We start from the raw sequence: 24,948 nt of genomic DNA, 5'->3' as shown, positions 1-24,948 counted from the left end.
TCACATGGCGAGTTTAATATCCATACCCTTAGCGCGGATGAAGGGCAGGCCTCTGCGCCGCGCGGTCCAGCCGACAACGTGAAGGCCTGCTGCTGCCGGCTCATATCGTTGGGCAATCATCCAGGATTTGCAATCAATCGCGGCAATATCGGCATCACCGTGGGCAACGGCAATCACCGAAGCGCGGTGCGAGCCAGTCTCAACCAGTTCCCGGAACATATCGAGGCCTTGACCGGCCGCCTGTAAATCGCGTTTGAGGCTGAGATAACCGGACAGGGACCGGTGCTCATTAAACGCCAGCCTTTTCTGACTGAAAAATCCGAGCGGCAGAATTGCCTCGCCTTCCTCGGACGGGGCGACGTCGTCGCCGCCTTCACCAATGCGGGCGATGAGGGCACTTGAGTAAAATGCACCCGCGCCGCCTGTGATCCCGTCATAATTGCCCCGACCGATGACCTCGACGTGATCTTCGAGGCCAAGCTCCATAGGACCCCAGCATGTCTGGGAAACGAGAAGGTTTGGATGGCGCCACAAGACTGCGAGATCGAGGGAGAAAGGATCAAGCGTGGCAGGATCCGGAGCGATGACGGATCCTGCCTCATCACGAATGCCACCGGGAACGGGCGGCATATCTGCGTTGCGCCGGACAAGGCGCTCGGGAGCATCGATGCCTTGCGCAAGAAATCTTACGCGCATTCCCGCCCACACGGCATCGGTCTCAGCACGCAATTCCGGCCAGTCATACATCGGCAGCGCCGCTATCAAGGTCACGTCGAGGCGTCCGATCTCAAGGAATTATCGGGCATCACGTAGGCTACGAAATCAGTTGGCACATAGGCGACGGCCGTTGTTGCGGGAACCAATTCGGGCCGTCCCAATACGGGATGCACCACCGGCTCTTTCGCACGGAAGGCAAAAGCGCGGAAAACCTCGAAGTAATTGGCAAAAACATAGCCCTCGTTCATCGTCTGCCATTCGGCGCGTCTGGCCTTATAAAGCGATGGCAGCTTATACCACGCTGCAGTCGGCAGCTTGTGATGCACGAAATGCAGGTTGTTGTAGAGAAACAGGGGGGCCAGAACGGAGTTCTCGACGATGATCGTCCGCCCGTCCGGCCGCTCGGCCCACTGGTGCTCACAATAGGAGCGGATGGCGATGATGGAAATGCCGAGATAGGCAGCGACACCGATATATTGCCAGAGCGGAATACCGAACAGCAGGGATATGACCAGCAACGTGGGAATGAGACCAGCCATATGCAGAACCCAGGCATAGATGACCCGCCGGTCACCTTTGGCGATCTTTCGCCACTCCGATATCGTGAATCCGACGACCATCAGCGGCGGACCGATCAGAAGGCGTCCAATCAGCGTGTTGTTCCATCCGAGCAATGTCTTTAAAAATCCAGGCAAAGTCTCCCAGTCGCCCATGGCGCGGTAATAGCTTTCCGGGTCATCGAACGGGTCCGTCAGCCGCTCATCCGCATGGTGCTGCAGATGTGTCCGCTTGTAGCTGCGGTAGGGATAGAAAATCCCGAGCGGGGCAAACACCAGCGCTTCATTGAGCCTTGCGTTGCGGGTCGGATGCCCATGCAGCACCTCGTGCTGAAGTGATGAATGCAACGCGACAGCGATGCCCATCAAGACAAGCGCTGCAAACGGATAAAGCGGATAGAGGGCGTAACCAGCGCCGGCCCAGAGACCATAACAGACGATCAGCAATCCTATCGTCGGCCACTCGATCCTGAGTGACTTCGGGCGAGGCCGGCTTACTGCGTTGGATTCACTGGCAATGTCACTCATAATATCCCTCGATTAGAATGTAATGAGAGATTTTCACCCCAGGGCGCGGTACACAACGGGATTATGGTTACCAACCGTTGATTTTGATCACAAAAAGTAGAATATGGTGATAATTGTAAACAACGAGGTGAAAAGTGGACAAGCGCGCGCTTTCCAACTTGTTTCGCATCAGGCTGACGGAGCTGGTTTCCCGCTCTGGATTAAGTCATTCGGCCTTTGCAGCCGAGATCGGGATCGACCGGTCGGCTCTGTCGCAGCTTCTATCAACCGATTCGGCGCGGCTGCCGCGCGTTGAAACGCTTCTGAATATTGCCGAACGTCATTCCGTTTCACTGGACTGGCTGCTTGGCATTTCGCACGATCCGGGGCTGATGGGCGAACTGCGCCCGAGCTTCGAGATAGAGGAAGGTGGCGAAGACTACACCGACACCCTCCTGATGAAGTGGCATGCAGAGGCCGCGGGCTCCAAGATACGCTACGTGCCGGCCCGTATTCCCGACCTGCTCCGCACGCCACAGATCATCGCATTCGAGGCGAGATCCGCGCATCAAAGCGTCAAGGCGCAAGCAAGCGAAACGGCATTCAGGCTCGATTACAATCGTCAACCCGGCACGGACATGGAAGTGTGTATGCCACGCGAGACACTTGAGGCCTTTGCCCAGGGGAGCGGCATGTGGCGGGGACTGAAAAGGGAGATACGTGCCGAGCAGCTTCAGTACATGTCAAACCTGATCAATGAACTCTATCCGTCGTTCAGATTGTTCCTGTTTAATGAGAAAGAACGGTTTTCCGTGCCCTATACGATTTTCGGATCGCAACGCGCCGCGATTTTCGTCGGCGGCATGTATCTCGTGCTGAACAATGCTGAATCCATCCGAAAGATGCAGCGGCACTTCGATGAGTTGATCCGCTTCACGCGTGTTCACGCGCACCAGACTGCCGACTTCGTCAGAACGCTCGAAGTTTCGTGAAGCGAGCCCTCGGCATCCGCCGTCCGGAAATCATCCGACACAAGGCCTGCAACGCCATCTAAATCCGGACTGAGCCGCCGCGTCGTTCACGCTATGCCCGCCGTTGGGGTCATCCTCACACACTCCGGCTGCTTCCGCCGTTCCGGGGCTCTTCCTGTTCCCACAATACCGGGCGCGCCGTCCGCCTCAGTGAGATCGCCATGTTCGCGGAGAACAATGATTACGGTGCCTGACGCCCACGCGGCGCAACCGGAACTTTCGTTGGTGGCGAAGGTTGGGGCAGGACAATATTGCTTCACACCTCAAAGGGAGAATGGAAATGGGCACCGATCGCGAGGAATGGATTTCGAAGCGCGCTTACGAACTGTGGGAGCAGGCCGGTCGTCCGGAAGGTCAGGACGAAGAGCAGTGGCATGCCGCAAGTGCCGAGTGGGAAAGTGAATTCGGTCCGGTCGACGCCCCGGTCCCGGACGGCGCAGCGGAGGAAAACCTGTCACCGCAAACGTAACAGAAGCTCGATTTTACCACAAAACTGCCAGACTGTTCAGGAGCGGCGCAACGTCCTGAACAGTCGCTCATCGCCGGGGCGATAATATCAGCGCCCGTCGGTCTTTGTCTGTTCCGGCCGACATCGGAGAACTCACTCGCGAAACCGAATGGCCCATGCCTCTGGCTGCAAGATTGTCGCCATACGGGAGGGAACGTTCCTGACGCATCCGTGTTTCTCATGCGACGAAAACACCGCGTCTCCACTCACCCGCAAGATCCCACCCGTTTTCCAGAGGCATCCATGATCAGCAGAAACTCCCGTATTCTCGCCGGTGACCACCGTCAACTCGGCGCGACTGTGGACCGAGATGGCGTGAATTTCGCGCTGTTCAGCGCCCATGCGGAGCGGGTGGAACTCTGCCTGTTTTCAAGCGATGGGACCGCGGAGATCGAACGACTCGAGCTTCCGGAATACACCAACGAGGTCTGGCACGGCTATGTACCGGGCCTGAAAGAAGGCGCACTTTACGGTTACCGCGTTTACGGGCCGTTCGAACCCGAAAGCGGGCACCGGTTCAACCCTAACAAGCTTCTGCTCGATCCCTATGCGCGCGAAGTCGTGGGCGACATAGAGTGGGGGCAGCCGCAATTTGCTTACGTGACAGACAGTCCGGACAAGGACTTGTCCTTCGACGACACTGACAGCGCGCCGTTTGTGCCAAAGGCTCGCGTGGTCGCCAGGTCCGACGCGCCAAGGGGTCAACAGCGCCCCGACGTTCCCTGGTCGAAGACAATATTTTATGAGACCCACGTCAAGGGTTTCACGCAGCTTCACCCCGCTGTTCCGGAAGCTCTCCGAGGCACATTTGAGGGCCTTGGGGAGAAAGAGATCGTCGACTACGTCAAAAGTCTGGGGGTTACCTCCATTGAGCTGCTCCCGGTACATTGGTTTCCGGACGACGCCCATTTGCTGGAAAAAGGTCTGAAAAACTATTGGGGATATAATACGCTTGCCTTCTTCGCTCCGGCGAACCGCTACATGGGTCCGCGGGGCATCCAGGGCTTTCGGGACATGGTTCGCGCTTTCCATGGCGCCGGGATCGAGGTCATCCTGGACGTCGTCTACAATCACACCGCCGAAGGCAATGAGATGGGGCCAACCCTCTCTTTCAGAGGCATCGACAACTTCTCCTATTACCGCACAATGCCGGACGAACCGCGCTACTACATCAACGACACCGGCACCGGAAACACGGTAAACACTTCCCACCCGCGCGTTTTGCAGATGGTTACGGACTCGTTGCGCTACTGGGCGCAGGAGATGGAGATCGACGGGTTCCGATTTGATCTCGGCACGATCCTGGGACGCGAGCCGGAAGGGTTCGACCAGCGCGGCGGGTTCTTCGATGCCGTCGGGCAGGATCCCGTGCTGTCACGCCTGAAGCTTGTTGGAGAACCATGGGACATTGGGCCAGGCGGCTATCAAGTCGGTGGGTTTCCGCCAGGCTGGGCCGAGTGGAACGACAAGTACCGCGATACCGTGCGGGATTACTGGAGAAACAGGGATGGCACGACCCGGGATTTCGCCGCCCGTATCCTCGGCTCCGGCGATGTTTATGACTTGCGCGGTCGTCGTCCCTGGTCCGGCGTAAATTTCCTGACAGCGCATGACGGCTTCACGCTCAACGATCTCGTTTCATACAACGACAAGCACAATGAGGCGAACGGGGAGGATAACAAGGACGGTCATGGCGACAACCGAAGCTTTAATTTTGGCGTGGAAGGGCCATCCGATGACGAGGGAGTGATTACTCTCCGCGACCGTCAGAAGCGAAATTTTCTTGCGACGCTGTTTCTTTCTCATGGAACACCGATGCTTCTGGCTGGCGACGAGTTTGGCCGCAGCCAGATGGGCAACAACAATGCCTACTGCCAGGATAACGAACTGAGCTGGGTGCATTGGGAGGACCTGCCCGCAAGCGCCGCACAACTGCGCGATTTCGCCCGCAGATTGATTTCGCTGCGTCACGAACATTCGATTTTGAGGCGCGACGACTGGCGCGACGGAATGGTCATAACGTGGTACAACCCGGCGGCCAGCGAGCAGACCCGGGAGCAATGGGATGATCCCGGCGCCACCACCATCGGGCTGCGTGTTGGCCGCGATCACGATGAGGAAGAAGGTTGGGATGATATCCTCATCCTGTTCAATCCCCATGACGGGTCCGTTCCATTCGCTCTTCCGGAGGTGAGCGGAGGATGGGTGGAAGTCCTCACGACAGTCGATCCCGAAACGACTGACCGAAAAATCGAAGCCGCCGAATATGTCCTGATCGACCGTAGCCTCGTGCTATTGCGTGCGGGAAAACAACCTTAAAGCGGAATAAGAGCGCTTCGCAGGATAGTATCCTGTTCGGGGCCGCGCCGGCCCACCGGGACCGCAGGTCGGAGGAGAACCAGAACGACGCAGCGGTGCTCCAAAAATGTCAAGGCCGGAGCACCGTAGCGGCTGGCCTGACAAAACTCTTGCGCCCCCGCTTGAAACCCATGACGGGCTCGCCCAACCCGCCGAAGACCTCGGTCTCGTCTTCGCCTTCCATTACGAGGATGTCGGCCATCGCGCCGACAACCAGCCCGTAACCGTCGATCCGCATCAGCCGGGCTGCATCCTCCGAGACGAGATCCAGGCAGGCCGCGAAATCCTCCGGCCCGAGATGCATCACATTGGCGTAGAGATTGGCCATGCGCAGAAGTGAACAGTCGCCAAAGGGCGTGAACGGGTTGAGTATGTTGTTGCTGGCGATCGATGCCGTGACGCCCCGATCCTTGAGGATATGCACGGGTGCTATGCCTCGCACGGCGCGAAAACCGGCTTCCCGACCGTTCAGATAGAGATCGGTCGAAGGCAGCGCCGTTACCGCGACGCCCGCTTGGAACAACCGCGCGACCCGACGTTCAAATATTGCTTCGTTCATGGTTGCAAGCTTGGTCACGTGGCCGACAGCCACCCGCCCGCCCCAACCGGCTTTTTCCGTCCGGTCGCAAATCTCCTCAAGATGCCCCCAGCTTGGATCGAGGTCAAAGTCCAGATGGAAATCCAGGTCCACGTCATGTCGCGCGGCCAAGGCGAAAAGCCGTTCCATCTGGCCGGACGGATCGCTGTCGGTATAGGGGCAGCCGCCGAGAAGGTCCGCACCTTCGACAAGCGCCTGTTCGAGCAATTCCTCCGTGCCCGGATCATTGGTCAGCCCTTCCTGCGGAAACACGCAGATGGAAAGATCGAGTGCAAAAGCATAATCCTGTCTCAACCGCTTCATCGCCTCGAAACTGCGCAAGCCCACCCGCGGATCAACCTCCACATGGGTGCGCATGTGCATCGTACCCTTGCCAATTGCCATCTCTATCGTCCGGGCTCCGCGGGCATAGACGTCCTCGACCGTATAGTCCCGCTTCAGACGGGCAACCGCGGCAATCGCGCCCTTCAGCCCGCCTCCTGCATCGCTGCAACGGCACAAAAGGCACGACTTGTCGAGATGAACATGGGTATCGACGAAACCCGGCAGCACCAGCCTCCCACCGACTGCCTCATCCTTCCGGCCTGCTCCCGTCGCGATCTGACCAATAGCGGCAATGCGGCCATTGGTGACGCCTATATCCTGCAGCGCGGCGCATCCGTTCACGCGTGCGTCGCGCAGCACAAGATCGAAGGATTCTTGAAATGACATATTGCAACTCGATGGGTAGTTTGCGTAACAATAAATGTATGCACTTTTGACGAAACATTCGCAACAGATTTGGAGATTCCCATGAACGAGGCAACAGAACGCGATCTGCAATCGGTGAAGGACTATCTCGATGCCTCAATGGCGCGCGATCCTGCTCGCGCCGCGACCTATGTCGCCCCGGGCTTCATCTGCCGCTTTACCGGCAATCGGCTTTTTGACACACCGAGCGGCCCAACCGACTTCAACGCGGCTCGCTATAAATGGGTGAAGAAGCGTATCGAGCGTTACGACGTCGTGCCTGGCGAAACGGAAACCATCATCTATAGCCTCGGCTATCTCTACGGCGAATGGCCGGACGGCACCCCTTTCGACAACAACCGATATATCGACCGATTCACCGTGCGTGACGGCCTGATCCTGGATACAGACGTCTGGAACGACAGCGCCGAATGGATACTCGACCCATCCGCCGCCCGCTAAACGTCAGAGGAGCCCGGCTCCTTTCAGTCTGCATAAGGCGCCAGGATATCCATCAGGTCGCGTGGCTTGGCGCCTGAGCTTTGCAACAGCGCCCGCGAGGCAACCGCCTCGAGATGCTCGACCATCATCGCCTCAGCCTTCTCCGCCGGCCCGGTGCGGATCACCTCGATCAGGTCAAGATGCTCGCTGACCGCGCAGTCGGAAGAGTGTGGCCGCCCGAAGGCAGCAAGCGACAGGCCTGCGCGATAACAGATTTCCGTGACATATCGGATCAGGATAGGCTTGCCGGTCATCTCTGCCAGAAGCACGTGGAAGTCTGTGGCGAGGCGGATCGAAGCGCCTTCAGGCCCGTGCCGGGCCTCATGCTCGGCCTCGACGATTGCCTTCAGCTGCTTGGCCTGCGCGTCCGTCAACTTGCCCGCGAGACGTCTCACCACCTGCTTTTCCAGATCAAGGCGGATGTCAAAAATATCCCGGGCATCCTCGAAGGATGGCGTAGCGACCACGGCGATACGGTTTCGCCGAAGGTCGACGAGACCTTCGGCCGCAAGCTGGCCGAGCGCGTGACGGGCAATAGTGCGACTGACACCGAATCGCTCACCGAGCGCATCCTCCGGCAGCCGGTCACCCGGCTGCAGCGCCCGCTCGATGATGGCACGGCGCAGAGCCGTACAAATCGCTGCGACGCGATCCCCTTCACCTCTTACCGAACGTTTACTGCCGGTCATTGCCAACCCTCTTCTACGGCCAATCGATAAGCGAGGCGACGGGGAAAATCAACTCGGCGCGCTGCCGCATTTAAATGCAAGGCAAATCAAAAATGCCCAAAACACATGCATACAATTAGTGCATTCATTTTACACGTCGGAGATATCGCATGCAGAACACGACAATTGAACATGCATGTATGTTGGCACGTGGATTGCATACAGTTATCGAAACGCTTTTCACGGTGACCTAATGCTGACTGTGCCTCAACTGACGACATCCGCCACTCCCGCCGTGGAGCTCTCGCAAGCCGCGGTTTCCTTCGGCCGCAAGGAACAGGCAGTCGTTGCGCTGCAAGAGACGAATCTGCGCATTGCCGACGGGGAATTTGTGGCACTCGTCGGCCCCTCCGGCTGCGGCAAGTCAACGATCATGCGGCTTACCGCCGGCCTGCTGCAGCCGACCAGGGGCGCGGTCATCGTTGGCGGGCGAGAAGTTGGCGCCAAGGCGCTGCGCATCGGCATGGCCTTCCAGAACCCGACCATGCTTCCCTGGCTGACGATAGAGCGCAACGTGATGTTGCCACTCAAGATCGTGAAGCCGTTCCGTGCCGAATACCGAGCGAAGAAAAACAGTGAATTCCGCGACCGGGTCCGCGCCTTGCTTGCAGATGTCGGCCTGGACAAGTTCGCCAGCCATTACCCATGGCAGCTCTCCGGTGGAATGCTCCAGCGCGCCAATCTCTGCCGAGCGCTCGTTCACGAACCCAGCCTGCTTCTGCTCGACGAACCCTTTGGCGCGCTCGATCAATTTACCCGCGAAGAACTATGGGGCACGATGCAGTCGCTCTGGATGAAGCGCAAGCCGACCGTCCTGCTCATCACCCATGACCTGAAGGAAGCAGGTTTCCTGGCATCCCGCATCTGCGTCATGAGTGCGCGGCCCGGTCGCATTATCGATGATAGCCCCGTCGATTTCCGGCGCCCCCGCACAATCGAAATGACCTTCGAGCACGATTTCGTCGCGCTCAACCAGCGCCTGCGCGAACTCATCATCGATGCCCGGTCTGACACCGCTATCCAGGGAGCCTGACCCATGACCTACGAATTGCGCCGCCGCTTCTGGGCCGCCGCTCTCATCCTCGCGTTCTTCGTCCTTTGGGAAATCCTCTGTATCGCCTTGCAGGTGTCCGATCTCGTCGTGCCTCGTCCAAGCCAGGTCTTCCAGACGCTTGTCGAGCGCTTTCCGATCCTCGTGCCACATATAATCCAGACACTCTGGACGACGATGGTTGGCTTTGTCCTCGGAGTGGCGGTCGGCGTTGCCATCGGGGCTGCAATCGGCGTGTCGCGCGTGGCTTACGATACGGCTTACCCTTTGTTGATCGGTTTTTCGTCGATCCCCAAGGTAGCGGTCGTTCCGATCTTCGTTCTGTGGTTCGGCTCCGGCTCCGTGCCGGCAATTCTCACTGCGCTCGCCATGTGCTTCTTCCCGATCGTCGTCAACATCGCTACCGGCCTTGCAACGACCGAGCCGGAGCTGGAGGACGTGCTTAAATCGCTGGGCGCAAGCAAGCTCGACATCCTCTGGAATGTCGGACTGCCGCGCACGATGCCCTTCTTTTTCGCCTCGCTGAAGATCGCCGTCACCTTCGCCTTCGTCGGTTCTGTCCTGTCGGAAACCGTGGCCTCCAACCGCGGGATCGGCAATGTCATGATGTCGGCCTCGTCCAATTTTGATGTGCCGCTGGTCTTTGCCGGCCTTTTCATCCTCGCCCTTCTGGGTGTGCTTCTCTACGTCGCCTTCTCCCTTATCGAGGCACGCGTCACGGGCTGGGCCGCCCGCGGCCAGGATTTCACTGCCGCCTGAACATCTACTCAAAACAAATGGAGCCAGACATGCTGAAGAAACTGATCTCGACTCTTGCACTTAGCCTTTGCCTCGGCGGTGTCGCCCGGGCTGACACGGATATCAAGTTCACCCTCGGCTGGAAGACGCAAGGCTCGGACGCCCCCTTCCTGCTCGCCTTGCAGAAGGGCTACTTCAAGGACGAGGGCCTCAATGTCACCATCGATCAGGGCGAGGGTTCGGCGGCAACGGTCACGCGTATCATGTCGGGCGTCTACGACGCCGGCTTCGGCGATATCAATGCCATCATCCAGAATGCCGCCACACGGCCGAACGACGTGCCCGTCATGGTCTACCAGCTTTGGAGCAAGCCGCCCTTCGCCATCGTCAGCAAGAAGGAAACCAACATCACCAAGCCGGCCGATCTGGAAGGCAAGAAGCTGGGCGGTGCGCAGGGCACACCTACAACCCGCCTCGTCAACGTGCTGGGTACGATCAACAAGGTTGACATGACCAAGGTCGCGATCGAGAACATGGGTCCCAACCTGCAGGAGCCGATGCTCATCAAGGGCGATATCGACGGCGCCCTCGTGTTCAACATCACCAGCTGGTTCAACCTCATCAATAATCGCCAGGACCCGGCAAAGGACTATAACTGGCTGTCCTTCGGCGATTATGGCCTTGATCTCTACGCCAACGGCATGATGGTGTCGCAGAAACTCGCCAAGGAAAACCCGAAAGCGGTGGAAGGACTGGTACGCGCGGTGAACAAGGCCACCAGGGAAATCGCCGAAAATTCCAGGGCAGGCATAGAGGCCGTGTTGGCCTACGACAATCTTGCCAAGGAAGAACTCGAACTTGCGCGCATGAAATTCTCCTACGAGAACCTGATCATCTCGCCGGAAGTCGAAAGGCTCGGCCTCGGCGACGTTGATGACGCTCGTCTTGCGCGTTCGATCGATATCGTCGCCGAAGGCTATCAGCTGCCTTCCAAGCCAAAGCCCGACCAGGTATTCACCCGCCAGTTCCTGCCGTCCTTGGACGACCGCAAGCTCGCCTACAAGATCGACTGAGCGAGCCACGATGTGCATCCCTGGCCGGAAGTTTCCGGCCAGTCCGTCAAGAGAGGAAATATCATGTCGCTACCTGTGCCGGAAGCTGCCCTGCCGGGAATGGTCACAAGTCCACATCCCCTGGCAAGCGAAGCCGGCGCAGCGGTACTAAGACGTGGCGGCAATGCTATCGAGGCGGCCGTTGCGATCGCTGCGGCACTTGCGGTGGTGATGCCGCATTTTTGCGGTCTGGGCGGCGATGCCGTATGGCTGGTCGCCGACAAGCAGGGCCTCTGCCGGTCCTTTCTGGGAATAGGCCAGGCCGCGGCGGTCCTTCCCGAGTATCAGACGGCAATCCCGGTCCGCGGGCCCTCTTCCATGATCACGACCGCCTGCGCCGTAGATAGCTGGGGTCATGCCCTGGCGTTTGGACAGCAGCATTGGCAAGGGCGCGAGCAGCTTTCCGATCTTCTGATGCCCGCAATAGCTTTTGCGGAAAACGGATACCAGCCGGGCAGCACACAAGATTTCTGGCTTGAATTCAGACGCCCCGAAATAGCCCAATGGCCGGGTTTCGCAGCCGCGTTTGATCATCCAGCAAGCATGGGCATTTTCACGCAACGTCCGCTTGCTCGAACCCTTCGGCACATCGCCGAGCATGGCTATCGGTCGTTTTATGAGGGAGAGTTGGCGCGCCGCCTTGGAGAGGCGATGGCTTCGCTGGGCTCGCCGATCACTGCTGTCGACTTGCAGCTCACCCGCACCCGCGATGCGGAACCCGTGTCGCAGGACTATCGCGGCGTAACGCTTTTCGCCCCGCCCCCGCCGACGCAGGGGGTTTCCACACTTGCAATCCTTGGCATTCTGTCCCGCCTGGATTTGGCGTCACTACCGCCATCAAGCGCAGCGCGTTACCATCTTTTGGTTGAAGCCGTGAAACAGGCGTTCCTCGATCGCGAGCATATCGCCGACCCGGATTTCGCCGACGGCAACTCTCCCGGCTTTCTTGACCCAACCCGGCTTGAGAAGAAAGCTCAGGCCATCGACCACGAGCGGGCGCTCGAATGGCCTCATGCTTACCAGCATGGTGACACGGTCTTCTTCGCGGCAACCGACGAGCAGGGGCGCTGTGCAAGCGTGCTTCAGAGCACATATTTCGACTGGGGCAGCGGCGTGGTCGTTGGCGACACCGGCGTCATCTGGCAGAACCGCGGCGCGGCGTTTTCGGTTGCAAGCGGCCATCCGAACGCCATAAAGCCTGGAAAGCGGCCCTTCTATACCCTCAACCCGGGCATCGCGTTCAGGGATGGATCCCCCTATTTGCTTTACGGAACGCAAGGGGCAGATGGCCAGCCGCAGACATTGTCGCTGGTGCTCACAGGCCTGCTCGACTACGGCATGACGCCCGAACAGGCTTTGGCGCAACCTCGCTTTCTGCTTGGCAAGACCTTTTCCGACGTGCATCACAGCCTGAAAGTCGAGCAGTCGCCTGGCGCGAACATTATCGGGGGACTGACTGCGCTTGGGCATGACGTCTTGCCACTGCCGGCACTGTCGCCGATTTTCGGACAGGCGGGCGTCATCTGCATCCAGGATCAAGAAACGATTCTTGGATCCCACGATCCACGTGGTGAAGGCGTTGCCATGTATGTTTCCAGCAATCGAAAATCAGCAACGTAGTTTCCGTGATCAAGCAGCAGCTCTCATGGCGTCCTCCCTGGTCTCAAAGAGTATCGAATGGTTTTCCTGCCATCGGCGCGGTTTTCGTGAAGAGTAAATCCTGATCTTGCCACTGTCCTTCGAAACTCGTGATTGAGCGGGCGCTCATTTCGGGATCGAGCTCACCCAGTTCTACCGCCGTATTCATCGATATCGAGCGGAGTGTTCACAGCGTTGCTCCAAGGCAGGTCTGTAGCATCTGGCCATTGCCGTCGCTTCCACGCGCAAAGATCGCTCGAAGCGCGTATAGCCTTCGACACCATCGCATTCAGATCGCGCTGGCTATAGGGGACAGACGACGCTCCTCGCCGGTTTTTGCACGCCGGACGGGTTGGTCAATCCAATTCAAAACAGTTTATGCCACTCCTTGCATTACTGGTGGACGGATATCGTGTATTTCTGGGGAAAGTCGGTGAAGGAGGGAATAATGCGGGTCAAAGCAGCTGTGTTGCAGAGGATGAATGTGTCTCCTCCTTACCGCGAAAGCAGGCCTCTTGCGATTGAGGAAATCGAACTTTCGCAGCCCGGCCTCGGCGAAGTCCTCGTTCGCATCCGCGCCGCCGGCCTTTGTCACTCCGATCTTTCCGTCATCAACGGTGACAGGCCCCGGCCAATGCCGATGGCGCTGGGGCACGAGGCAGCCGGCGTTGTCGAGGCCCTTGGGGATGGGGTCCGGGACCTCGAACCGGGTGATCACGTCGTAATGGTCTTCATGCCGAGCTGCGGGCATTGTCTGCCTTGTGCGGAAGGTCGGCCAGCGCTTTGCGAACCGGGTGCTGCGGCCAACGCAGCAGGAACACTTGTCGGCGGCGCGATGAGGCTGAATTATCGCGGTCAAGCCGTCCATCATCATCTCGGGGTATCCGCTTTTGCCGAATATGCCGTCGTTTCGCGCAATTCACTTATCAAGATCGACCGCGACCTGCCATTTGTGGAAGCCGCGCTTTTCGGCTGCGCGGTTCTGACGGGCGTGGGCGCAGTCGTGAATACGGCCGAGATAAAGGCCGGCTCAACTGCCGTCGTCATCGGGCTGGGTGGCGTCGGTCTTGCCGCAGTGCTGGGAGCCCGGGCGGCTGGCGCCAGCAAGATCGTCGCCGTCGATCTCTCAGAGGAAAAGCTGGCGCTTGCCGGTGAACTTGGCGCGACAGCAGTGGTGAACGGCCGCGATGAAGATGCCGTCGAACAGGTTCGACAGCTTACCTCCGGTGGCGCTGACTACGCATTCGAGATGGCCGGTTCCATTCGCGCTCTCGAAAATGCCTTCAGGATGACCAAACGCGGCGGCACGACCGTGACCGCAGGCCTGCCGCCGCCGTCCGCGACCCTGCCGGTGAACATCGTGCAACTGGTTGCCGAGGAGAGGACACTCAAAGGCAGCTATATCGGCACCTGTGTGCCCGTCCGCGATATTCCGCGTTTCATCGCGCTTTACCGTGATGGGCGGCTGCCGGTGAACCGTTTGCTCAGTGCAAGGCTCAAGCTCGAGGATATCAACGAAGGTTTCGACCGCCTGCATGACGGAAGCGCTGTACGCCAGGTCATCGAGTTCTAGGAGCTGCGACGGGATGCCACTGCCACCGAGATCGCTTCGGAAACCCGGGCGACAAGCCCGGATCCGCTAATTTGAAGACACGCCATCCGATGATCCTGACAGCCCGCATCGCAGAGCACGATCTCATGCCCTTCGATCTGCTTCGTCAGCAATATTTCCCGCAGGACCGGAATTTCCTGCGGGCGCATCTGACGATGTTTTACCGCCTGCCGGGCGAATATGTGGACGTAATTGGCGAGAGCCTACGATCCATTGCGAAAGGTACCAGCGTGATTTCGGCCCAAGTCAGCGGTGTCCGTCATCTCGGTGCTGGCGTCGCGTTCACGATTGAAAGCGCGACGCTGAACTCGGTTCGTGGTGCCCTGCGGAGCGATTTCGTCCAATGGCTTGGCTCCCAAGACATGCAGGCGTGGCGACCGCACATCACGGTTCAAAACAAGGCTTCGCGAGCGAAGGCAAACGAGCTTTATCGCACGCTTACAGATGGCTTCTCGCCCCACGACATCACGATTGTAGGGCTTGACCTGTGGAGATATCTCGGTGGCCCCTGGGAAAGGGAGGCCACCGTGCCGTTCACCGATTGACACGCTGCGACGAAGATTCCGAATGTCTCAAACCATAAAGGGCGGACGTTTCAGGCTGCCGCGATCAGACGCGTTGCCGGCCGGGTGGCGGAAAGCTGAGGGCCGAGCGCGAGACGTGCCGCCTCATAGGCGTGCCATAGCTCGACATCCCTGAGCGCGGGAATGGTGCTGGTTTCCCCCTGATCGAGCCCGGCCAACGCGGCATCGACCATATCCTCGGCCTGCATGACGATCTCGTCGGGAAGATGTTCGACCGGCAGGCCTCCGATTGCCCAGAAGTCGGTCCGGGTGGCACCGGGCAGGACGGCCTGCGCCCGGATGCCACGGTCTGCGAGTTCGTGATTGAGCGATGTGGTAAACGCCTGCACAAAAGCCTTGGTACCACCGTAAACGCCGTTGAGCAGTTCTGGCGCAACCGCAACGATCGAAGCGATATTGATCACCGTGCCGCCGCCGCGCGCCACCAGGCCTGGCACTGCCGCGTATGTCAGGCGCATCAAAGCGGTCACGTTGAGCCGGATCATGGCTTCCATGCGATCGACATCGCTTTCCAGCAGCGTCGTGTGGGTGCCGATACCGGCGTTGTTGACCAGCGCCGTGATGCCGGCGTCTTCACGCAGCACTTTTTCAACGCGGGCAAGATCGGCCGTATCGCCCAGATCGGCGGCAAGCACTTCAACCACACGATCCGTCTTGTTCGATATCTCAGAGGCGAGCGACTGCAGCTTGTCCCCGTTTCGGGCTACAAGGATCAGGTCATAACCGCGCGCGGCTAGACGGTCAGCGTAGATCGCGCCGATGCCGGTTGAGGCGCCGGTGATGAGTGCAGTTCCCTTTGTGGTCATTGGTCTGTTCCTTGTTCGGGGGAAAGCGCCATCGCTTTCGACACGGACGTTATGGACCAGATGACATTTGTCCGATATGACGTATAAACTACGTTTTTAAGACACAGGATAGGAGGAACGGGTGCCTCATATTTCCATGGTGCTGACGCCGGGTTTCCAGTTTCTCGCGCTGGGCGTCCAGGCTGCTTTCGAGTTGGCCAATGTGTTGAGGGATGAAGCCTATTATACGCTCTCGATCACCTCGGTCGAAGGTGGCCCTGTCATGTCGTCCAGCGGTTTTTCCGTGCCGACCACAAAACTCGATGAGGTGGGACAGGTGGATACACTGCTTCTTCTGGCAGGCCTCCTTCCGCCTCCGCAGCAGGATGAAGCAACGCTTGCCACCTTGCGCGCAATGGCCAGGGCATCGCGGCGGGTCGCAGGGCTCTGCACCGGATCGTTTCTGCTTGGGCAAATGGGATTTCTCGACGGACGGCGCGCAACCACCCACTGGTCCTATGCGCAGGAGATGCGCAGGTCCTTCCCAAAGGTGCGCGTTGAAGACGATCGCATCTTCATCAACGAGGGACCGGTCTGGACATCGGCCGGCCTGACCGCCGGCCTGGATCTCGCAGTGGCACTGATCGAAAAAGATCTGGGACGCGATGTGGCAGGCGCGATAGCCCGAAGACTTGTAATGCATCATCGCCGGGCCGGTGGTCAGTCGCAACATTCTGAATTGCTCCAACTTGCACCCAGCAGTGACCGCATCCAGAAGACGCTGATCCATGCGAAGACACATCTTGCCAACCCTTTGACCGTCGAGGAACTGGCTGAGGTCGCGGCACTCTCGCCCCGTCAGTTCAGCCGTGCGTTTCATGCCGAAACCGGCCAGACACCCGCCAAGGCCGTGGAGCAAATCCGCCTGGAGGCAGCTCGCCTGATGATCGAGGAGACCCGGCACCCGATGGATCAGATCGCGCGCGAAAGTGGTTTCGTCGATCTTAGGCGCATGCGCGATGCCTTCATGCGGCAGTATGGACAACCGCCGCAAACCATCAGGCGGCTTGCAAGGACCGCCTGATTAATAGTCCGAAGAGAGATAAGTGCACTTTCCCCCCGGGTGAGACCCCCGACGCTTAAGAGCCGAGTTCAATAACCGGTCATTTCCAGATAGCCTCGTCCCGAGGCCGTTCCCGTAAACTCGACTGGTCCCTCCCAGTAAGGGGTCGAGGTCGCCATCCATGCCTGCTCGTTCAGCGCCGTCGTTTTGATGTCGAGACCCCGGCTTGGAATCTTCAGGTTCCATTCCACCGGAACCGCCTTGCCGTTCACCGTTGCGGTCCGCAAGGGCGAAATCTGTATCTCCCGGGGATCGACCGGCGAGGTCGTGCCATCGGCCGAAATCCAGTTGGCAGACGTATAACCTCCCTCGTCATCTCTCAGCCGGAACGCCATCATCTTTTCGCCGGATGCGAGGTGGAGGGAAAACCAGTCCCATCCCGTCTGATTGGAAGCGAGGGGCTGGGATGACCACTCACGATCGAGCCAGGCTTTGCCTGTCACCTGCAGGACCCGGCCCTCAAGAACGACGTTGCCGCTGACCTCGTAGAAGGGCTGGGAATAATAATAGCTGGCCTGCCCGGCGGCTGATTTGACCGAAAAGCCCCTGTCCCCCTGAAGAACCAACGGGCCGTTTGCCTGAAGTTTGAGCTGATAATGGAAACCTTTGCCGTTGGCGTTCAAGTCAATTTTATCGAGAGGGTCGGCATGTCCGGTCACTGCCGTCTTCATCTCCCAATTATCTATCCATGCCTTAAAAGGAGCGACCACGACACCCGCCTGTCCAATGCCGCCGCGCGCCAGTCTTTCGGCAACATAATGGCGGCTGGCGGTTGTCACGGCGGCGTGGCCCAGCCAGATCTGCGGATCCGCCCATCCTGCCCGCTCGCCGGGCTGGAGCGCCGAACGAAAAAGTGTCCATTGAGCCCCTAGCTGCTCGCCATCGGCGGTCTGGAGATTTGCGGTGACGTACCACCATTCGATCCTGAAGTCCGGATGCGGCCCATGCTCCCGTGGAAAAACCAGCGGCACCCCTCGTCGTGGAACGCTGAAGCCTTCCGCATTCGACCCCAGTCCGGCGAAACCCTGCGCTACCGATGCCGCCGGCGCGAGAAGACAACAGACGAAAAAAAGACGAATGATGGGCCTAGCGTTCATTGGCAAATATCCTGAGAAGGTCCGTGGGTGTCGTTTTCGCCAATCGCCGGACCGGGATCAAAACCGACATGATGGCGGCCACGAGGGCGACAAGGCCCAGTTTCAGCCATTCCATCGGGAAGAGGACCATCGGCAGCCGCCATCCGAACGCTTCCACATTGATGATCACGAGGAGAACCCAGGCCAAAGCAAGCCCGACGGGAATGGCGGCCACGAAAGTTATGAACCACAAAGCGAGTGTGCGGATAAACTCCAGCCACGCCAGATCACGACGGCGAAGTCCGAGCGCCCAGACCGGGGCCAGTTGCGGCAACCGGAGTGAGGCGAGCGTCAAGAGGCTTGAAAACATCGCAAAACCGGCAACGCCGAGCGTCAGGACGTTCAGGGCGCCCGTCACCGCAAAGGTCTGCTCGAAAATGGCTGCGGATTGCCGCTTAAGAGATGCCTGGTCAACGATATTGGCTTCCGGCAGGCCGAACTCGTCCATCAGGCTGCGTCGAAAATCCGCCACCTCCTCCGGCGCAAGGCGAAGGCCATATCGCAGTTTTTCGACATCCGGATAGTGCTCAACAAGAGCATCAATGCCGATAATCACCTGTCCGGACGGATTGCCGTAATCCGAAAATACGCCGACGACGGTAGCGCTCCAGCCACCTGGCAATTGGATTTTCTGGCCAGGTGAAGCCTTGCCGGTCCGCCACAACTGCTCATTGACGATTGCGCCCCGGCCGCTCGCGATTTCATCCCAGGTCGTGGGCGAGCGAAGGATCAACGGCCAATGATCCCTGTAGGTAGGATCATCGGCGACACCAAAAATCTGGACCTGTTCGCCTGAGACGTCACCACGGCTGCTCCAGATGGGCAGAACCGCACGTGTATGTTGAGGAAACCACTGGCGTAGCTTCTCGGCTTCCGTCTCGTCTCGCGCTGTCACGTAAACCTCTGCTGCAAGTCGCTGATCGAGCCAACCCAGAAATGTCTCTCGAAAGCTCGAGACCATCGTGCCGACGCCGATATTGGCCGATAGCGCAAGCAGCAATGCCATCAAAGCAAGGGAGAGCCCGGGCAATTGCTGACGCGTATCTGCAAAGAACCATCGCACCAGTATGTGTCGGGAAACGTGTTCGCCTGTCTTCATGGCAAAGGAGAGAAATGGAGGAAGAATGAACGCCGCGCCGAGCAGGAGCGCGGCCAGAACCGCAAATCCGGATAGGAGCCCACTGCCAGTCCAGACAAGCAGGCCGGACAGCACGATCAGAAATGTGCCTATTGTTGCCTGTAGCACCAGCCCCCTGACCGATGCCATTGTCCATGCCCGGCTATGCGCTGCGGACAATATCGGCATCCGCCAGACACGCCATAGATGTTGCAGCGAGGAAAGCCACGTCCCGATCAGCGCCATGCCTAGACCAGCCAGCCACCATTCAGGCCTGATGGAAAGTGAGCCTGAAACGCTCGCCCCGTAAAGCCCACTGAGCGTCGCGGCAACCCCTGGCAGAAGTGCAGAAGCGATGACATAGCCGAGAACGACCCCAAAGGCGCCGGACAAGAAGGCAAAAAGCGTAATTTCAAAAACGAGCATCACCGTGAGTGAGCTGAGCGAGATGCCGAGCGATCTCAAGGTTCTGAAGGTGCCTCGCCTCTGCTCGAATGACAGACCGGTTGCGGAATAGGCGATAAACAGACCAACGACAAAAGCAAGGAAGCCGAATGCCGTGAGGTTGAGATGAAAACTGTCGGTGAGCCGCGCAACGTCCGATCGCCCGCCCGCTTCTCTTATTGTCAGGTCCGGTGCTGCAACCGCGATTGCCTGACGATCCACTGCTTGTGAGGGTGAAATGACGATCCGGCTGAGATCTCCTTTGCGTTCGAGGATGCGGGCGGCAGTGGAAATGTCGACAAAGGCCGCCCCGTCGGGAATATTGGCCGTCGGTCTGACGGCAAGACCCGCCGTATCCTTTAAGGCGCTGGCCGTCGCCGGTGAGACGATCATAACGCCGGGCGTGGTCATGAAGTCTATAAGGCCGGATCGGTCCGAAGGGGGAAGTACCGATCCATCCGAGGGCATCGTCAACGGGTCAATGCCGATCAGCCTGATACGCGTCGTCCCGAACCGGTGTTGACCTTCGATGACCGGAGAGACATCCAAGCCGGCCCGGCGAAGTCTGGCGTAGGTTTCCAAGGCTATCATGCCGCCGTCTTTGGCGACCAGCTGATCCAGCTGGTTTTGAGACAATAGCGAGGCCGCCCTGTCATAGCTGGCACGCGCTTCGGAATTGATGGCCTGTACGGCAGACCATAGCGCTGTCGCGAGCGCCACGCCCATGACGAGCATCAAGAATTGCAGTGGTCTGTAGCGCCAGTGCGAGAGCAGCGCACTGAAGGCGGTCGCGTTCATTGCGACACCTTTCCGCCGCTGAGGGCAATGCGCCGATCGAGTTTTGCGGAGAGCCGGCTGGAATGGGTGACGAGCAGAAGCGCGATTTTCGCTGACGTCGTCAGTCGCAGCATGATGTCGATAACGATATCTGCGGTGTTCTCGTCGAGATTGCCGGTCGGTTCGTCGGCAAGGATCAGCGGCGGCCGGGCCGCAAGCGTCCTTGCGATCGCAACCCGCTGCTGTTGCCCTCCCGAGAGCTGCTCGGGATAACGGTCGAGGAGCGCCGCAATTCCCAGGGCTTCGACCAGTGTCTTTTCCCACGTCCGATCAAAACGGCCCGCGAGCTTTGCGTGGAAAGAGACATTGGAGCCGACATCGAGGCTCGGAATCAGATTGAACTGCTGAAAAATCAAACCGACGTCATGCCGGCGAAATATTGCGCGGTCTCTGTCGTTAAGATCGGTGATCGTACGGCCGTTCACCATGATGGTGCCGCTGTCGGGCAGATCAAGGCCGCCAACAAGATGCAGGAGCGTGCTTTTGCCGCTGCCGGATTCTCCCGTCAATGCAAGGCTCTCTCCCGCGTCAACGCTCAGATCAACGCCATTGAGAACCGGTATCGTCCCTTCGGCGGTCTGATAGGTCTTTCTGAGGCCGGAAATTGATAGGATCATGGGAGCTTTGGTCTCTAACTAATCTTATATGATCGGATGTGGTCACAGATTTCAACCGAGCTGACCCGACGATGTTCCCTTGGCGCGAGACAGAAGCCGGCCCCGATTTTGTCTACCAATACGATGTCCACCACTTCCACGGGTATTTGGAATCAATGACCAAGTCGGATAAGCCTGTTTGCGGATGTGGTTGCGATTTGCTGCGGATCATTCGGTGTTTGAGGTGACGGACGAATTTTCTGCTGAACTTGATGACTTGCATCGCACTACCTTCGACTACTTCTGGTCCGGCAGCCATCCCGAGAGCGGACTTCCGAGGGACCGCATGGGATCAGATGGTCAGCCGATCCACGAAATCACATCCATATCGGGGGTGGGGTTCGGATTTCTTGCGCTCATTGTCGGCGTTCACCGGTCCTGGATTACGCGGCAGGAGGCGATCGATCGGGCGAACCTTATGCTGCGATCTCTCGGCGCGGTGAAGCGATTTCACGGCGCTTTTCCGCATTTTGTCCACACCTCCGTCGGGAAGACAATTCCATTTGCGAAGTTCGATGACGGCGGCGATCTCGTTGAGACTGCACTTCTGGTTCAGGCGCTGATCTGCGCCCGCGAGTTCTTTGACGAGCCGACCTCAACGGAAATGGATCTGCGCCGGTCGGTTACCCACATCGTGGAGGCAGTGGAGTGGAACTGGTTTACACAGGGAAAGCCCGGTCCTCTCTACTGGCATTGGAGCCCCCGCTTCGGCTGGGCGAAGAACCTGCCGATTGCGGGATGGAACGAGGCTCTGGTCACTTACGTTCTTGCGGCAGGATCGGCCGCGCATGCAATAAACCCGGTCTCCTACCACTCCGGCTGGGCGCGCGATGGCGAGATCAGAAACGGCGCGAGATATCTTGGCGTCAGGCTGCCGCTCGGCGAGCCGTATGGAGGTCCGCTCTTCCTGTCGCAATATTCATTCTGCACTCTCGATCCGCGCGGTTTGGGTGATGCCTATTGCAGTGATTATCTCGAGCAGGTCCATGCCCATAGCCTCATCAACTATCGGTATTGCAGCACCCGTTATGCGCCGGAAGACGGATGGGGTCTATCGGCCTGCGACGGGCCGAAGGGGTATGCCGTCAATTCTCCAACCGATGATCATGGCATCATTGCCACGACGGCTGCGCTCTCCAGCATGCCGTTCCTGCCGGTTCGATCGATACGGGCGGCTGTGCGCTTTCTGCAATGGCGTGGCGGCGCACTAAGGGGTCGTTTCGGCCTGATGGATTCCTTCCAGCCGTCCACCGGCTGGGTTTCAAAAACCCATCTCGCCATCGATCAGGGGCCTGTGGTTGCTATGATGGAAAACCATCGCAGCGGCCTGATCTGGGATTTATTCATGAATGCGGCGGAGGTCAGCCGTGGCTTGATCAAGCTGGGCTTTCACACGGACAGGTACCGGGAAACAGATGATCTCCTGGCGTCGCGGTAACGGAGACCTGCCAGTTCCTATGATCGGCTGCAGCGGACCCCGGACGGTAGAGTTTAATCACTTGACGGAGGTGTTTTGCGCCTCCCTTCGCCGCTGTCACGGCCCTACCACTCTATCCTGCGGCCGTCATAGGCGAAGAACTGCCCTGTCTGGGCGGGCGTAAGTCCATCTATCGTTGCCAGGAGACTTGCTGCGGCGTGTTTCGGTGAAAAGCGCTCCCGGCCCTTTGAAAAGGCCTGCGAGAGATCAGTATCCACCGTGCCCGGATGGAGCGCCACCACGATGGACTGAGGATGGGTACGCGCGATTTCGATCGCCGCGGTTCGGATTATCTGGTTCTGGGCGGCCTTCGATGCCCTGTAGGAAATCCAGCCGCCCAGTCTGTTGTCTCCTATCGATCCGACGCGTGCGGACAGCGAGGCAAAAACGCACCGTTCCTCCCGTTTCAGAAGCGGCGCAAAATGCTTCAGCAGCAGGGCTGGTCCGATCGAATTGACAGCGAACTGTTTGGTCATTTGGGAAGGATCAATCGCCTTGATCGTCTTTTCCGGTCCGACGCCATCGATCGTCAGCGCACCCGTTGCATTAAAGACCAGATCGAACGAGCCGCGCTGATCTGACAGACGGCTGACAGCCCCGGCGACACTCGCCTCGTCGGTGATATCAAGATCACCTCCGCTGCGCGAGAGTGGCAGGGCGAGCGCGCAGCGAGGATCTGTCTGAAGGAGAGACAGCAAAGCCCCTCCTATGCCGCCGGATGCCCCTATCACGATCGCCCTGTAACCATTTGCGAGGGAATGCAGCATCGTCAGGGTCCTTTAGCGCTGAGCTGGAAACTCAAGCTTGTTGACGTCGTAACCCAGCTTGCGCGTTTCTGCGATCATTCTTTGAAGTTTGCTTTTGGAGGGAACGCTTCTGGCGTAGATCCACACGTCATCCGTGGAGGGATTGGCGCTGATGAACCACGATTTGTCCGGGGATTTATACAGGACCCAATAGTTGAAAGTGATGAGGAGAGGATAGCGAACCCGCATCTTTGCATTCGCAGAACCGAAGTCCTCTATCTTGCCGACGCCCCTGATGGTTTTCAGCCGGCCCTGCGGAGTGTCGACCCGGCAGCCGTCTTCCACCAGAACCTCGTTTGCAGCCCTGCCCTGCCGGTATGTCGAATAGCCGGCGACGCAGCCGTCCGTGAGCAGCATCGGCATACGGCCAATCTCAAGCCACTTGCCGCGGTAATGATCGCTCCCAACCGGCACCGGCTTTGGGCTGGCGGCGGAAGCGGATTGCGCCGATAGCGCAACCGCAAGCGTTAGCGCTCCGATCAGCTGCTTGACGCCTGTGTGCATGAACTCCTCCTCTTGATGGCGCCCATAGGTCCAGGTATCCGCCCGCCTTTGCGGCATACCCCACAGCGATGAACGACGAACGCTGGCGGCATAGAACGCATCCGCGTCAGAAAGCGTTGCACACGCAGGCCCGTTCAGGCCATCGGCAAACCCTATTTCGCTGATGGTCCTGCGATAACGGATTTCGCCCTGATGCGAGCGGCCTTTCTGTAGGCTCGAGGTGTAAGCCCCATCTCCATCCGAAAGTAGCGATTGAAGTTCGACAGGTTGTTGAAGCCCGCCTCGAAACAGACATCCGTAATCGATGTCTCGGTCTCCGCAAGCAGGGTTCTCGCGCGCCACACACGCACCGAACGGCTATAGTCGGAGAAGTTCATGCCGGTCAGGCGCCGGAAGGCACGCGAAAATGCGGAGGGCTCGAAGCCGACCAGTTCTGCCACTTCCCGCATTTGCGCGGCAGGATTCGATTGCAGTATCTGGATCGCCTGATCGATCCTGCGATGTCTGCGGTCAGACACCTGATTATAAACGGATATGAAGTGTTCGCTGGCGAGCAGCCGCTTCTCGGCGGCTGTTTCGATATCCTCGAGGATTTCCAGAAAAAGGCCCAGTCCGCCGCGGTGTCCTGCCGAATGCAGCCTGAGGATCTTCGCCCCGATAGTGAACGCGTCTTCCCCCAGAACCTCGATCCCGCGTTGCGCCAGGGGTTTCAGTCGGTAGAGCACGTCAAACTCCGGACAGACCGAGCGGACGCCAATCAAGGCATCCGCGTCGAACTGCAGGACCATGTCACGGCCGGGCAAGGCCGGCGCGCCCGGTGTAATCCAGTTATGGGGAAGGTTTGTCCCCGTGAGCACCAGATGCCCCGGACGGAACGAACCGATGTAGTCTCCCACATAAGCGAAGCCGGTAGCATCAGGTATGAAGTGAATTTCCCATTCGGGATGATAGTTCCAGATGCAGATCGGGTTGGGATAGTCGTCCCGGCGGATCAGATAGGAAGCGCCTCGGGGCAAGACGATCTGCTCGCGCGTAGCGGTGAAGGTCTCAGATGCTGATTGAGGAAAGTCTGATGCAATACGCATTCATCTGCT

The 24,948-nt window shown here is 58.9% G+C and carries 23 protein-coding genes; 12 read left to right on the top strand and 11 right to left on the bottom strand.

The features are described 5' to 3' along the window. Both ACZ47E_RS16090 and ACZ47E_RS16085 read right to left on the bottom strand, forming a co-directional pair. Positions 1–747 (bottom strand): phosphate/phosphite/phosphonate ABC transporter substrate-binding protein, encoded by a 747-nt coding sequence (locus tag ACZ47E_RS16090; protein WP_464017184.1) that lies wholly within the window; start codon positions 745–747, stop codon positions 1–3. Between the two features lie 20 nt (positions 748–767). After that, positions 768–1,802, bottom strand: coding sequence for a fatty acid desaturase (locus ACZ47E_RS16085; protein ID WP_022563528.1), 1,035 nt, complete (start codon positions 1,800–1,802; stop codon positions 768–770). Positions 1,803–1,936: 134 nt separating this feature from the next. Here ACZ47E_RS16085 and ACZ47E_RS16080 point away from each other — a divergent pair, with 134 nt between their 5' ends. From ACZ47E_RS16080 to glgX, 3 genes are all read left to right on the top strand, one after another. After that, entirely contained in the window at positions 1,937–2,773 is an 837-nt protein-coding gene (locus ACZ47E_RS16080) for a helix-turn-helix domain-containing protein (protein ID WP_464017016.1), read from the top strand. Between the two features lie 319 nt (positions 2,774–3,092). Then, complete coding sequence (locus ACZ47E_RS16075; RefSeq protein WP_004438121.1) at positions 3,093–3,281, top strand: DUF2934 domain-containing protein; 189 nt, start codon at positions 3,093–3,095, stop codon at positions 3,279–3,281. A 282-nt stretch (positions 3,282–3,563) separates the two neighbouring features. After that, positions 3,564–5,639 (top strand): glycogen debranching protein GlgX, encoded by a 2,076-nt coding sequence (gene glgX / locus ACZ47E_RS16070; protein WP_464017015.1) that lies wholly within the window; start codon positions 3,564–3,566, stop codon positions 5,637–5,639. A gap of 109 nt (positions 5,640–5,748) precedes the next feature. Here the strand turns inward: glgX and ACZ47E_RS16065 are convergent, their stop codons facing one another. After that, complete coding sequence (locus tag ACZ47E_RS16065) at positions 5,749–6,987, bottom strand: amidohydrolase family protein (RefSeq protein WP_022563526.1); 1,239 nt, start codon at positions 6,985–6,987, stop codon at positions 5,749–5,751. A gap of 81 nt (positions 6,988–7,068) precedes the next feature. Between ACZ47E_RS16065 and ACZ47E_RS16060 the strand changes: the two genes are divergently transcribed. Next, positions 7,069–7,467, top strand: a complete 399-nt coding sequence (locus tag ACZ47E_RS16060) for a nuclear transport factor 2-like protein (protein WP_022563525.1) — start codon at positions 7,069–7,071, stop codon at positions 7,465–7,467. Positions 7,468–7,490: 23 nt separating this feature from the next. Here ACZ47E_RS16060 and ACZ47E_RS16055 read toward each other — a convergent pair whose 3' ends face one another. Then, positions 7,491–8,195, bottom strand: a complete 705-nt coding sequence (locus tag ACZ47E_RS16055) for a GntR family transcriptional regulator (protein WP_006698708.1) — start codon at positions 8,193–8,195, stop codon at positions 7,491–7,493. 232 nt (positions 8,196–8,427) lie between these two features. Here ACZ47E_RS16055 and ACZ47E_RS16050 point away from each other — a divergent pair, with 232 nt between their 5' ends. The 6 genes from ACZ47E_RS16050 (at position 8,428) to ACZ47E_RS16025 (ending at position 14,930) form a co-directional block, all read left to right on the top strand. Beyond that, positions 8,428–9,267 carry an ABC transporter ATP-binding protein gene (locus tag ACZ47E_RS16050; RefSeq protein WP_464017014.1) on the top strand — a complete coding sequence of 280 codons (840 nt, stop codon included), beginning with the start codon at positions 8,428–8,430 and terminating at the stop codon, positions 9,265–9,267. Positions 9,268–9,270: 3 nt separating this feature from the next. Continuing rightward, positions 9,271–10,044, top strand: a complete 774-nt coding sequence (locus tag ACZ47E_RS16045; protein WP_006698710.1) for an ABC transporter permease — start codon at positions 9,271–9,273, stop codon at positions 10,042–10,044. Positions 10,045–10,073: 29 nt separating this feature from the next. Continuing rightward, positions 10,074–11,096, top strand: coding sequence for an ABC transporter substrate-binding protein (locus tag ACZ47E_RS16040; protein ID WP_022563523.1), 1,023 nt, complete (start codon positions 10,074–10,076; stop codon positions 11,094–11,096). Between the two features lie 63 nt (positions 11,097–11,159). Beyond that, entirely contained in the window at positions 11,160–12,755 is a 1,596-nt protein-coding gene (locus ACZ47E_RS16035) for a gamma-glutamyltransferase family protein (RefSeq protein ID WP_022563522.1), read from the top strand. A gap of 466 nt (positions 12,756–13,221) precedes the next feature. Next, complete coding sequence (locus ACZ47E_RS16030; RefSeq protein ID WP_044459739.1) at positions 13,222–14,346, top strand: zinc-dependent alcohol dehydrogenase family protein; 1,125 nt, start codon at positions 13,222–13,224, stop codon at positions 14,344–14,346. 89 nt (positions 14,347–14,435) lie between these two features. Further along, positions 14,436–14,930, top strand: a complete 495-nt coding sequence (locus ACZ47E_RS16025; RefSeq protein WP_044459738.1) for a 2'-5' RNA ligase family protein — start codon at positions 14,436–14,438, stop codon at positions 14,928–14,930. Between the two features lie 50 nt (positions 14,931–14,980). Here the strand turns inward: ACZ47E_RS16025 and ACZ47E_RS16020 are convergent, their stop codons facing one another. Further along, the gene (locus ACZ47E_RS16020; protein ID WP_034498443.1) at positions 14,981–15,775 is read right to left on the bottom strand and encodes an SDR family NAD(P)-dependent oxidoreductase; all 795 of its coding nucleotides are present in this window, start codon (positions 15,773–15,775) and stop codon (positions 14,981–14,983) included. A 121-nt stretch (positions 15,776–15,896) separates the two neighbouring features. On the opposite strand from ACZ47E_RS16020, the gene ACZ47E_RS16015 reads away from it, so the two are divergent. Beyond that, positions 15,897–16,838 (top strand): GlxA family transcriptional regulator, encoded by a 942-nt coding sequence (locus tag ACZ47E_RS16015; RefSeq protein ID WP_197483830.1) that lies wholly within the window; start codon positions 15,897–15,899, stop codon positions 16,836–16,838. Between the two features lie 68 nt (positions 16,839–16,906). Here ACZ47E_RS16015 and ACZ47E_RS16010 read toward each other — a convergent pair whose 3' ends face one another. The 3 genes from ACZ47E_RS16010 to ACZ47E_RS16000 are packed head-to-tail and all read right to left on the bottom strand — an operon-like array spanning position 16,907 to position 21,028. Next, a complete protein-coding gene (locus ACZ47E_RS16010; protein ID WP_278067763.1) occupies positions 16,907–17,974 on the bottom strand; it encodes a lipocalin-like domain-containing protein in 1,068 nt (355 codons plus the stop codon). Continuing rightward, the gene (locus ACZ47E_RS16005; RefSeq protein ID WP_278067762.1) at positions 17,964–20,372 is read right to left on the bottom strand and encodes an ABC transporter permease; all 2,409 of its coding nucleotides are present in this window, start codon (positions 20,370–20,372) and stop codon (positions 17,964–17,966) included. The genes ACZ47E_RS16010 and ACZ47E_RS16005 overlap by 11 nt, the downstream gene beginning before the upstream one ends. Next, positions 20,369–21,028 (bottom strand): ABC transporter ATP-binding protein, encoded by a 660-nt coding sequence (locus tag ACZ47E_RS16000; protein ID WP_278067761.1) that lies wholly within the window; start codon positions 21,026–21,028, stop codon positions 20,369–20,371. Before ACZ47E_RS16000 ends, ACZ47E_RS16005 begins: the two co-directional genes overlap by 4 nt. Positions 21,029–21,353: 325 nt before the next feature. Here ACZ47E_RS16000 and ACZ47E_RS15995 point away from each other — a divergent pair, with 325 nt between their 5' ends. Beyond that, the gene (locus ACZ47E_RS15995) at positions 21,354–22,505 is read left to right on the top strand and encodes a glucoamylase family protein (protein ID WP_464017183.1); all 1,152 of its coding nucleotides are present in this window, start codon (positions 21,354–21,356) and stop codon (positions 22,503–22,505) included. Between the two features lie 104 nt (positions 22,506–22,609). Here ACZ47E_RS15995 and ACZ47E_RS15990 read toward each other — a convergent pair whose 3' ends face one another. The 3 genes from ACZ47E_RS15990 to ACZ47E_RS15980 form a co-directional block, all read right to left on the bottom strand. Then, entirely contained in the window at positions 22,610–23,311 is a 702-nt protein-coding gene (locus tag ACZ47E_RS15990) for an SDR family NAD(P)-dependent oxidoreductase (RefSeq protein WP_464017013.1), read from the bottom strand. Positions 23,312–23,323: 12 nt separating this feature from the next. Beyond that, on the bottom strand, positions 23,324–23,854 hold the full coding sequence (locus ACZ47E_RS15985) for a lipocalin family protein (protein WP_072493660.1): 531 nt from the start codon (positions 23,852–23,854) through the stop codon (positions 23,324–23,326). 152 nt (positions 23,855–24,006) lie between these two features. Then, a complete protein-coding gene (locus ACZ47E_RS15980) occupies positions 24,007–24,939 on the bottom strand; it encodes an AraC family transcriptional regulator (protein WP_278067759.1) in 933 nt (310 codons plus the stop codon). Positions 24,940–24,948: the final 9 nt, after the last annotated feature.

Source organism: Agrobacterium sp. 5Ca39 (genome assembly GCF_055382365.1).
Note: the sequence above shows the minus strand (reverse complement) of the source record. Positions and strands in the feature narration are given on the sequence as shown.